The sequence below is a fragment of the Archangium sp. genome (assembly GCF_036388035.1).
Lineage (GTDB): Bacteria > Myxococcota > Myxococcia > Myxococcales > Myxococcaceae > Archangium.
This window is the reverse complement of record NZ_DASVSO010000979.1, coordinates 1-10,071: the sequence shown is the minus strand read 5'-3', so window position 1 is coordinate 10,071 and position 10,071 is coordinate 1. Positions and strand designations below refer to the sequence as shown.

Here is a 10,071-nt window from a genome sequence, read left to right as displayed (position 1 = left end):
GAAAACGCCCATCGCAGCCACTTTCCTCCTCGGTCCGCTGTCCGCCGCGCTGCTTGCTCTGGGGGGCCTGATGCTCCCGGGCTTTGGCGCCCCACCCGCGCAGAAGGGCACAGCCGCCGCCAAGGAGACCGCGGCCTGCGTGCCCAAGCAGGGTGGCAACCCCGCCGCGTGCAAGGAGCTGGTCGAGCTCCAGGTGCGCGACGTCATCCCGCTCGTCGAGGCGCAGACGCACGCGGTGGTGCTCACCACGGAGGATGGGAAGATGGTGCTCCCCATCTTCGTGGACGAGTCCGCCGCGGTGGCCATCGCCTTCCGACTGGCCCACCTGCATCCACCCCAGCCGCTCGCGCAGGATCTGCTGGGCTCGCTGGTGACGGGGCTGGGCGGCAAGGTCGTCGAGGTGCGCATCGACGACCTGCGCGACGACATCTACACCGGCCGTGTCTTCCTCACGCAGGGCAAGCGCGAGCTGACGCTGGACGCGCGGCCCTCGGACTCCATCGCCATGGCGCTGGACGGCAAGGCGCGCATCATGGTGACGCGCAAGGTGCTGGACGAGGCCGGCATCAGCAAGGAGGAGATCGACTCCCTGCGTGAGGGCGGCCCCGGCGTGGGCGGCAGCGGAGACCCGGACGCGATGGAGCCGATGGATCCGCACCACGGCATGCCGCCGGGCCTCGCCCCGCCGCTGGTGCCCGAGAAGACGGACGAGATCAGCCTCTAGGACTCTCCGGACGCTGTCTCCCGGAAAGGCGAAAGCCCGGCCCCCCCTCCAGGGACGCCGGGCTTTCTCGCAACGTAGGGATGAAACACCCTGGGAAGAAAAGAACCACTGCGCCGACGCCGTCGCTGTCGCCCGCGCGTGGGTCGTGAGTATTCCCGAGAACGTGATGCTGTCAAGGTGACGCCGGGCGCCTAGGATGTGCGTCCATGCGCAAGGCGAAGATCATCTGCACGCTGGGGCCGTCCTCGGACTCGGCCGAGGTCATCGAAGGACTCATCCGTGCCGGCATGAACGTGGCGCGGCTCAACTTCTCGCACGGGACGCACGAGCAGCACCGCCGTCGGGTGAATCTCATCCGCCGGGCCGCGAAGAAGCTGGGCGTGCCCGTGGCCATCCTCCAGGACATCCAGGGGCCCAAAATCCGCCTCGGTAAATTCGAGGGGGGCTGCCTGGAGGTGAAGACGGGCCAGACGGTGATGGTCACCACGCGAGACCTCATGGGCCACGGCGACATCATCCCCACCCCCATCAAGTCGCTGCCCAAGGACGTGGAGAAGGGCCACCCCATCCTGCTGGATGACGGGCGGGTGCGGCTGAGGGTGCAGAAGGTGCAGGGCCGGGACGTCACCTGCCTGGTGGAGCTGGGCGGCCTGTTGAAGGACCACAAGGGCCTCAACCTGCCGGGGGCGCACGTGTCGGTGCCCACCGTGACGGAGAAGGACGAGGAGGATCTGGCCTTCGGTCAGGAGGTGGGCGTGGACTACGTGGCGCTCTCCTTCGTGCGCACGGCGGACGACATCCGGCGGGCGCGCAAGCTGGTGGCGCAGCGCAACACGCCCCTCATCGCGAAGATCGAGAAGCCCCAGGCGGTGGAGAACCTGGAGGCGATCGCCCGCGAGGCGGACGGCATCATGGTGGCGCGCGGGGACCTGGGCGTGGAGATGCCGCTGGAGAAGCTCCCGGCCATCCAGAAGCACATGGTGCGCACGGTGAACGCGATGGGGGGCCTGGTCATCGTGGCTACCGAGATGCTGGAGAGCATGGTGAACAACGCCCGGCCCACGCGCGCCGAGGTGTCGGACGTGGCCAACGCCATCCTGGACGGAGCGGATGCGGTGATGCTCTCGGGCGAGACGGCCGCGGGCAAGCACCCGGTGGAGGCGGTGGCCACCATGGCGCGCATCGTCCAGGAGATGGAATCGGGCACGCCGCGCAACATGGCCCACCTCCCCTTCCCCAAGGGCGGGGATGACATCTCCACCGGCGTGGCCGCGGCGTCGGTGGCGGCGGCCGAGCAGATGGGCATTGGCACCATCGTGGCGTACACGGAGCGGGGCCTGACGGCGCGGCTCATCTCCGAGTTCCGGCCCAAGGCGCAGATCATCGCCCTGACCCCGAACCCGGAGACGGTGAACCGGATGGCGCTCTACTGGGGCGTGACGCCGCTGCAGGTGGGCCGCTGCCAGTCCACGGACGCGATGCTGCGGCAGGTGCGCAGGCTGTGCCACGAGGAGGGCGTCTGCACCAAGGGCACCCCGGTGGTCATCGTGGCCGGCGTGCCGCTCAACGAGCCGGGCCGCACCAACATGATGTCGGTGCACCGCATCTGAGAGGCCCGCATGAGGCAATTGCCTCGGTTCTTGAGGCAACTGCCTCCACGAATCTGGAGGGGATCGAAAAACGCCCCTAATTTCAGTCACTTGGCTTGAACTCCAGTGATGGCAAGCAATTTGCTTTAGAGGTCCCGAGAGGTGTCCAGAAACCACCGCGCACTGCGGGAGGAGCAGGGGCGTTGCGACTCACAGACCTTCCAGCATACGAGCCGATCGACAATCTGCTCGCCCGACTGCTCCCGGGAAGCAGCCCCTGCATCCAAGAGTTGCGGACACAGATCCTGAGCTTCTGCGCGAACTTGTCGGCCAGGACGCTCCACCTCTCCGGGCCCATCGGAGCGGGCAAATCGCGACTGGCGCGGATCATCGGGTACCTCCGCCGCATCGCCCCCCTCACCCGCGAGGAGGCTACTAGGATGATCGCGGATTTCCGGGCGGATGCCGCCGGAAACGTCGATCTGCGCCTGATGCCCTGGTACGTGGAACTTTCGCTAACGGGCCTGGTCGAATCCCTGGCGGACGCGCAACTCTTCGGGGTGATGGAGGGAGCCGCCACCGGTGTTACCGAGCGTCCGGGGGTCTTCGAGCGAGCCGCGAAGGCTCAAGAGGTTGGTGGCGAGGGAGCCCTCACCGGCGGTGTCGTATTCCTCGACGAGATTGCGGACCTGTCTCTGGCGCTGCAGGGCAAGCTGCTGACCGTCCTCTCCGGAGGCGTGTTCTACCGGGTCGGTGACGAGGGCAACCAGAGCGGGCGAATCTTCGAGGGCGTGACGCTTACGGCCTCCTGGAAGCCCCTGGATGAACGGGTCCTGCGCGCGGATCTGCTCTCCCGCATTGGGGGCAGGATCATCCGCGTCCCGCCGCTCTCCGAGTTCCCGCTTGAGGACTTCAGGGCCATCGTGGACAGGATCCAGACCGACCTGCTCGGCCGCTACAAGAAGCGTGTAGATACGATCGTCAAGGCAGATCGCAGAGTGGCTCGCGGCTTCTGGGAGGAGCGGGTGAAGCAGCTGAAGCCGGCGGAATCCGACGTCGTGACCCTGCTGGCCAGCCAGCCCTGGGACAAGCACGGCAACGTTCGCGGTCTCACGATGGCGCTGGAGCGGATCCTCATCGCGGGAGAGACGCCAGACACCGTGCTGCGGACCTTGCCCGTGTTGGGTAGAAACCAACCTGACGCCAACGGGCTCTCCCTCCTGGTCGACCGCCTAGCGCAGCGAACCAACACGGGCGACGGACTGGCGCATCACTTGAGAGAGCTGGCGCGAGAGGACCGCGGCCTCCTGACGAGACATCTGCAGGAGAACCCACAGGCCTTCGAGACCGTACGCAACGCCATCGGCCTGTCGGCCGACAAGCTGAGAACTCAACTTCGCCAGTTGGAACGCGATCGCAGCCACAGGGATGAAAGCGAGTGAACGACACCCCGATATCGACCTTCCCAGCTCGCCAACACATATCGTCCCATCCATTCCAGACGGGCTGCCAGTCGGCCCGCCCGAGGTCGAAATGAACAAGCAGATGGACAAATGGTTCTTCATGCGGCCGGGTTTCACCCGCTTCCGCTTGGAGCCCGACACCGACCCTGAGTACCTGTTCGGTGCCTCCGATCGTCGCCGGCGCGACAACCTTCTCGGGGCGATCGAAGAGGCCTGTTACAGTAAGGACGGGCACAAGGCAGCGATCTATGGCGACTACGGCCTCGGTAAGACGCACCAGTGCAAAAACATCATTTATGAGATCAAGAGGCAGAACCTCCCCATCAAGCCCGTGTACATCAAATGCGGGGCCTACGGGACGAAGGATCCGTTCCACAAGCTCTTCGGCGAGATGGTTCTGCAGCACCGCACCGAGGAACTCCAGAACATTGCCATTGAGTACCAGCGGATGGTTCAAAAGGGCCAGGCCAGCCCTCTGTTGGAGGTAGTCCATTCCGAGGAGGTCCACCGCGTTTTGAGCCGAGGCTTGACCGCTGTCGAGCTGGATGAGGTGCGCAACTCGATGCGGTGGCTGGGTGGCGAGGCCAAGGTGGAGATGGGTCTCATCAGCCGTTCCCTCCCGCCTCAACTGAAGGAGAGCCAGGAGTTCGGTGCCGTCATGCGAGGCCTTGCTCACATGTATCAGGCCGTCGAGGGCAAGGTCCTCCTCTACTTGATCGACGAGGCGGAGCGGTTTCAGAACATCACCCAGCCGGATGCGTTCTTCTCTTGGGCCGCATCGATCCGCGAGCTGACCGAGATCACCGGCGTGGGACTGATCTTCCTAATCGGAGCGAAGACCCGAAACGAGCTTCCGGTCATCTTCGTCCAAGACGAGATCGTGCGCCGCATCGGAGTGACGAACTACGTGGAGCTGATGAATCCGGGACGGGACGACCTGGAAGGGTTCGTCGTCGAGCTGCTGCAGACGGTCATTCTCAAGGGCGAAGTCCCCAAGGCCCACCAGGACGTCGTGAACAAGCAGGCACTCGACAGCAAGGTGCCCGACGAGCTCCGGGCACTGACCGAGGACGATCCGGAGCGCCTGCGCGCGTACCCCTTCGAGGTGGATGCCCTGTCCGACTTCATCGAGCAGGTGACGAGTGGGGACTTGGCCAGCAAGCCCAGCGAGGTGCTCATCCGCCTGCAGAAGGCCGCGCAGCGGGCCATGCGCCTGGATGCGCGGACAATCGATGCGAAGCTCGTCTCGGACATCAACGCGGAAGGGTTCTAGGAGACGCCATGAAGACCTTCGACATTGAGCCACGTGTGAGCGGAAAGGTCACCATCGGAGGCGCCGCCCGTGAGACGGTGATTCTCGCGGGCAGGTTGGCCGAGAAGGGGAATACCGAGAACCTCTACTTCGACGGCAGCGACAACTTCGTCGTCTTCCAAGTGGGCAAGCGCGGTTCCGGGAAGTCCTACGGGATGGGCGCCATGCTGGAAGCGTTCGCCACTACGGACAAGTCTCAAATCGCCACCCACCGGGAACGGCGGGCGGTGATCCTGATCGATCCCCTGGATATCCACTGGACCGCCCTCTTCCCCCTTCGCGACGAAGGTCCGGAAGGGATGCGCAAGCAATACAAGATCCTGGCCAGCTGGAAGGACCTCTCTCCCGAGCCGATCAACGTCCAGGTCTTTCTGCCAGCTGGCTACGGCTCGCCCACCGATCGCCCTGAGTTCCGAGAGTTCCAGATTCCAGTGAGTTCCCTCACGGTTTCGGACTGGGGACTGCTGCTCAGTGCGGATCTCGTCAACGAGCCGCGAGGGCGGTTGGTGGATGAGGTCTACCGCAAGGTCACCGAGGTGGGTTGGAGTGGAAAGACGGTCATCAGATCCGCTCGTGACGATTATGCGATCACCGACCTGATCGAGTGCATCGAGAGCGACGGGGAGATCCAGGAGATCTACGCCAGCGAGACCCGCCGCAGCGTGCTCCAAGCCCTCCAGTCGATGGCCCGAATGCCGCTGTTCGCGGCCCGCGAAGGCACGCCCCTGACGGAGCTAGCGCAGCTGGGCAAGCTCTCCATCCTGTGTCTGGCGCGGCTCCCGGAGGATCTCCGCACGGTCCTGACGACGGTGCTCGTGCGCAAGCTGCGCGAGGATCGCATGATCGCCAGCCAGATCCGCCGTCGCCTCGCGCTCAGCCAAGAGGACGCGGCCACGCGGCGTGAGCTTGAGGCGGAGCTCGCGCGGCACGCTCCCCGCACCATCCTCGCCATCGACGAGGCGCAGATCCTCATGCCCGCGCGCGGGTACAACACCGCGAGACAGGCCCTGGACTCGTTCGTGCTGGAGGGTCGCAACTACGGTCTGTCCCTCTGGATGGCCACGCAGCGACCCAAGGGGGCCATCTCCGATGCCGCCGCCAGCCAGATCGACACCTTCATCGTCCACCGGCTCAGCGTGGCCGAGGACATCACCGCAGTCTGCGGGTTGTTGCAGAACGCGCAGCCCGAGCGTATCCGCCACAATGGGAAAGAGGTCTCGCTCGCCGAGCTGATCCGTGCCCTCGATATAGGACAGGCCCTCTTCTCCAGCGGCAACGGCACCGCTTCGCGCATGGTGGTCGGCAGCGTTCGCCCACGCATGGTGGCGCACGGAGGGGAGGCCTTCTGATGCAGCGGCTCCCCTGGACGAAATACCAGGACTTCTGCCTTCGGCTGGGATTTCTCAAGGTGCTGGTCGCGAGCTTGGGCGTCCAACGGCGCAGCGTCACCAATGACAGCGTCTCGCGTAGGCTCCGCAAGCCACTCTTCGAATCAGTCGGCTCCTTTCCCGCTCTGCTGGAGCGCTTGCCTTCCCTCGACGAGAGTTCGGCTTCCCAGACCGTCGCGCAGGCGCTGTTGCAGACCGAGGCGTGCCCGTCCTGGCTCTACGGCATCACCGAGAAGACGCTCTACAAGGTTCTGGAATGGGGACATACCGTCGAGCTGGTCACACGCGGCAACCAGCTCACCGAGCGCGGTGTGATCCTCCACCTGATGCTCCCTCAGGAGCAGGCGGCCGATTTCCTGGCGGGCAATGCGTTGGCCTGGAATCCCTTCGTCCTCCCCGAGCGGGAGCGGCTGTTCTTCCTCTACCATCTGGGAGAATTGGACGAGGTCACCCTTGAGCTCATCGAGGCGCTCGCGCTCCGGGAGCGAACGGAGATGATCGAAGCCCGCGATGCGGGAGAAATGACCTGCCGGGCCCTGTTCCGCGTTCTGGAGCGATGCCGGGGCAGGCTACCGCCCCGGCTCCTTCCCGAGTTCAAGACCGCACAAGAGCTGGCCCTGACGATCGCGCGGGAGCTGGAACTTGAGGACATGCTCCAAGGAGAGCGTGTCCCCGTACCAAGACTGCCCAAGCCCATCCACATAAAGGCCCACCGGGGACTGTCGTTGAGCGGCGCTTCCGGGCCACGGCGCAAGACGACGAAGAACTCGGATCATCAAACCATCCCCCGGTTCGAACAGCTGGTGGACCTGGGCTTCGTCTCAAAGGAGCCGGACGAGGGCCTTGAGGCCTCCGCGCACGAGGATGCCAGACGGCGCTGGCGTTACTGGCCTACCCGGCGGTGCCGCGGTTGGCTGGAGGCTCGCGCGGGCCGTTCCCAAGACGCTCGTTGGGAGTGGGAGGGCTTCGCTGCGGCTTCGCACGTCCTGATGGAGCGAGAGACCCCACCAGCCCGCCAACCCTCGGTAGAGGAACTGATCGATCTGCTCTGGGACGCCTATCAAGTGGTGCGCCGGCCCATTGGCCACACGCCCTTCGACAGTGTCTCGCTGCTCGCCATGCTCGACGCCACTACGCGGGGGTTGGTCGTCGAGCAGTCCCAGCTGCATCGGTTGATGCTCTCGATCAAACGACAGAGCCTGCTTCCCGAGCATGCCTTCTTCGCATCCGGCAACGATCTCGATCGGATGTTCATCCTTCTCAAGCCAGGCTTTCCCGAGCACCTCAAGCGCCGGGCCAGCGAACTGCGAATCGAGGACAACGCATGAGTGAGACAGACCAGGAGGGGCCCGGAGACCGCTTACCGACGCTAGAGCGGACCCGAAAGGTGGTGGAGCGACTCGGGCGCCACGCCTCCGGACTCGCCTCCGCCGCGAAGGTGCTTGAGCGCTCGCTTGCAGAGTCCGCGTATACGCCCCAGCGGGTGGTGCGGACGGTCGAGAAGCTGGTGGAGGCCTTCATTCCCCTGCTAGATCCCGCGCTGCGTCCGGACCCGCTCCTCGAAGGCTGGAAGGCGCTGGCGACACGGGCCCGCCTGGAAATGGAGTCCGACTTCCGCGAAGCGTGCGCTGCCAGGCGGTGGCGCCTGGAAGGCCAATGGCCCGATGTCTACATCGAGAGAGGCGTCCGTGTGCACGTTCAGGAAGATGGCCGGGTGGTCACGATTGGTTCGGAGCGGCTGATCGAACCCGGCATCACGGAGATCGTCGAGGCCCTCGCTCCTCAGGTGGAGGTGTTGATCCCCAAGAGCTTCGACCCCGCGCGATTCATGGAGGAACTGGCGGCGGCCTATGACGAGATCGCGGGGCCGCAACCGGCGCAGGTCCCCATTCTCGAGCTCTACAAGTCCCTCGTGATTCGATCCCAGTCGAGCCGCTTTTGGAAGGACGCGCGCGAGACGAACTTCGTGCCGCTGAGCCAGGATCAATTCCGTGCGCGCCTTTCGGAAGCGCTGGAGCGGGACGCCACCGAGACTCGGGATGGCCGGGGGATCCGACTCGCTCCCCCGCTGAACACGAAGGACGCCCTCTTCGTCTACCAACCCGCCGAGGGCCGGTTCGGCTACGTCGGCCGCGTCGACTTCATCCGTGCTGAGGGAGGAGAACCGTGATGAACCCTATCGGAGCAGCTCCCCCCCTGACTCCCAAGCTGGCACGGGCCTTGATCCGGAGCCTCACGCGGGGAACCGCCATTCCCGAGGGCGTGCAGTTCATCCACGTGGGGCACGGTCGCTGGCTCGACGCCCAGTACGAGGTGCTCCAGGAAGTGGATGAAGACGGGTACTCGGAGACGAAGTTCGTCCGCGGCATGTACGGGGCCGGCAAGAGCCACTTCCTCTCCATTCTCCAAGAGCACGCCCGGCGCCAGGGCTGGCTCTGTGCACATCTTGAGTGCAAGGCCGACTCGGTCGAGATCGACAGGTTCGAGATGGTCTACGAGCGGCTCATGAGCAAGCTCAGCTGGCTTCAGGACGATGGCTTGGTGGGCGGAACCTCCGAGACGACGGACTCCGTGCGCCTGCTGCTTGAGCGCTGGGCTCATGGCGTCCATCGCCAAGCCAAGCTTCCCGAAGACTCCGTGCGCAGGCCCTTCGACGCGGACCAGAAGATCTACGGGGTCCTGAGCCAGGGAGTACTCCGAACGAATCTTCCGCCGGACTTGGTGCAGGCACTGACGGCCTTCGCACGTGCCTCCTGGGAACGGGACGAGGAGGTAATGCGCGCGGTGACCACCTGGCTGCACGGCTCGGGCTCGTCAGTGAGCATCCCGGGCAGGTACACGCGCAGCCCCTCAGGAATGGGCACGAACGGTCGCGCCGCCCCTCCCGCTCCGGTCGAGCTCAAGCCCATTGGCCGCGGCTCGGCGCGCGAGGTCATGCGCGGACTGTTGTGGTTGGTACGTGAGGCCGGCTTCAAGGGTCTCCTGCTCTGCATCGACGAGATCGAGGCGCTCACCCGGCTGAACCGGAAGCGGCAGGAGCATGCCGTGCAGGCATTGAGGGACTTCGTCGACAACGGTGGCGCGTTCCGGCACTGCTGCATGTATCTCGCCGCCACCCCGGACATGTTCGAGGGAGCGGACTACTTCCCTCGCTACGACGCGCTGGCCACGCGCATTCAGCCGGTAGGCGGCAAGGAGATAAACTTCCGCGCCCCGGTCATCGACCTCGACCGGACGCCCCTCCAGCAGGAAGAGATGATGCAGATCGCTCAGCGGATCTGGTCCGTGCACCAGATCGCCTATGGCACACTTGAGATCCCTGGGTTTGACGAGGCCCTGCTGCGAAAGATCATCGCGGCGCTGATGCGCAGCCGCTTCGGGAGGATTGCTAGGCCGCGGCTGCTCAGCCGCTTGATGGTGTGGGAACTGGAGCGCGCCCGACAGGACCCCGCCGTCTACCGCCCTCCGGGAAATCTAGACGCCACGATTCTCGACGTGGCCGACAAGCTGGACAAGGAGCGCGCGTGAACCGGGACGCACGCGCGGCAGTCCGGGCACTGCGCGTGGGCGTCGTGCCCTCAATGTGTGTGGAGCG

At 65.3% G+C, this 10,071-nt stretch carries 8 protein-coding genes; all 8 read left to right on the top strand.

Annotation, left to right across the window (positions count from 1 at the left end; all coding sequences use genetic code 11):
- The coding region (locus tag VF697_RS40440; RefSeq protein WP_331103685.1) for a bifunctional nuclease family protein at window positions 1–724 on the top strand (724 nt) is incomplete at its 5' end.
- A gap of 206 nt (window positions 725–930) precedes the next feature.
- Window positions 931–2,334 carry a pyruvate kinase gene (gene pyk, locus VF697_RS40435; RefSeq protein ID WP_331103683.1) on the top strand — a complete coding sequence of 468 codons (1,404 nt, stop codon included), beginning with the start codon at window positions 931–933 and terminating at the stop codon, window positions 2,332–2,334.
- A gap of 419 nt (window positions 2,335–2,753) precedes the next feature.
- Window positions 2,754–3,755, top strand: coding sequence for a sigma 54-interacting transcriptional regulator (locus VF697_RS40430; RefSeq protein ID WP_331103681.1), 1,002 nt, complete (start codon window positions 2,754–2,756; stop codon window positions 3,753–3,755).
- Between the two features lie 91 nt (window positions 3,756–3,846).
- Window positions 3,847–5,049, top strand: a complete 1,203-nt coding sequence (locus VF697_RS40425) for a hypothetical protein (RefSeq protein WP_331103679.1) — start codon at window positions 3,847–3,849, stop codon at window positions 5,047–5,049.
- A gap of 8 nt (window positions 5,050–5,057) precedes the next feature.
- Complete coding sequence (locus VF697_RS40420) at window positions 5,058–6,437, top strand: ATP-binding protein (protein WP_331103677.1); 1,380 nt, start codon at window positions 5,058–5,060, stop codon at window positions 6,435–6,437.
- Complete coding sequence (locus VF697_RS40415) at window positions 6,437–7,804, top strand: hypothetical protein (protein ID WP_331103675.1); 1,368 nt, start codon at window positions 6,437–6,439, stop codon at window positions 7,802–7,804. Before VF697_RS40420 ends, VF697_RS40415 begins: the two co-directional genes overlap by 1 nt.
- A gap of 59 nt (window positions 7,805–7,863) precedes the next feature.
- A complete protein-coding gene (locus tag VF697_RS40410) occupies window positions 7,864–8,646 on the top strand; it encodes a hypothetical protein (protein ID WP_331103673.1) in 783 nt (260 codons plus the stop codon).
- A complete protein-coding gene (locus VF697_RS40405; protein ID WP_331103671.1) occupies window positions 8,646–10,004 on the top strand; it encodes a BREX system ATP-binding domain-containing protein in 1,359 nt (452 codons plus the stop codon). Before VF697_RS40410 ends, VF697_RS40405 begins: the two co-directional genes overlap by 1 nt.
- Window positions 10,005–10,071: the final 67 nt, after the last annotated feature.

Coding starts and splice junctions, on each gene's coding strand:
- pyk (WP_331103683.1), top strand. CDS start 931: ATGCGCAAGGCGAAGATCATCTGCACGCTGGGGCCGTCCTCGGACTCG.
- VF697_RS40430 (WP_331103681.1), top strand. CDS start 2,754: ATGATCGCGGATTTCCGGGCGGATGCCGCCGGAAACGTCGATCTGCGC.
- VF697_RS40425 (WP_331103679.1), top strand. CDS start 3,847: ATGAACAAGCAGATGGACAAATGGTTCTTCATGCGGCCGGGTTTCACC.
- VF697_RS40420 (WP_331103677.1), top strand. CDS start 5,058: ATGAAGACCTTCGACATTGAGCCACGTGTGAGCGGAAAGGTCACCATC.
- VF697_RS40415 (WP_331103675.1), top strand. CDS start 6,437: ATGCAGCGGCTCCCCTGGACGAAATACCAGGACTTCTGCCTTCGGCTG.
- VF697_RS40405 (WP_331103671.1), top strand. CDS start 8,646: ATGAACCCTATCGGAGCAGCTCCCCCCCTGACTCCCAAGCTGGCACGG.